Genomic DNA, 646 nt, shown 5'->3' with positions numbered 1-646 from the left:
CCTGAAGGTCACAGGTTCAAATCCTGTCCCCGCATCCATCTTGATTTGCAGCAGCAACGCCTCGGCAACATCGCCGAGGTGTTTGCCAATTCCAGCCCCCTCCGCCAGGCGGAGAATGACGCCCAACCGGACACCTCCGGAAACCTCAAGTTTCGGGCAGGTGTGGCCGTAGAGCGGTGCATGGTCGCCTGCCGGGCGACAAGATGAGCGGGATCACGCTGCTGGGACGGCCGGCGCTACGCTGATGTCGGTGCGCGTTGCGGCTGCAGGCCCTACGGCTACACGGTCTTGCTGCTGAGCCAGGCGAACCGCTTCATGTTGTAGGCGAGATTGGCGAGGCCGATCTCCACCCGCGCCCTGGCGAGGCCAATGGTGCGCACAACCAGCGCCATCGGCCCCTTCTGTCGGGCAAAGACGTGCTCGACGGCCGATTTGCGCGCATTGGCCCGCCGCGTCCTTGCCGCCATCGGCCGACCCGGCGGCTTCCTGCGGTGGATGCGCGAAACCAGGCCGCGCTCGGCCAGCCACGCCTCGTTCTTCGCTGAGCGGTAAGCGGTATCGGCCCAGACATCGGCGGCGGTGTTGTCGGCGTCGATCACCTCCGCCAGCCGCGCACCGTCATGGGCGGCGGCATGACTGGCGGTCC

The 646-nt window shown here is 66.9% G+C and carries 1 protein-coding gene; it reads right to left on the bottom strand.

The annotated features are described in order from the left end of the window. Positions 1 to 278: 278 nt before the first annotated feature. Positions 279 to 646, bottom strand: a 368-nt coding sequence (locus tag H7965_RS30235; protein WP_186774126.1) for a transposase, incomplete at its 5' end; no start/stop codon positions are given.

Origin of the sequence: Siccirubricoccus deserti (assembly GCF_014283215.1) — a bacterium.
In the GTDB taxonomy this organism is placed as follows: Bacteria; Pseudomonadota; Alphaproteobacteria; order Acetobacterales; family Acetobacteraceae; genus Siccirubricoccus; species Siccirubricoccus deserti.
This window is presented reverse-complemented; position numbering and strand designations above follow the sequence as displayed.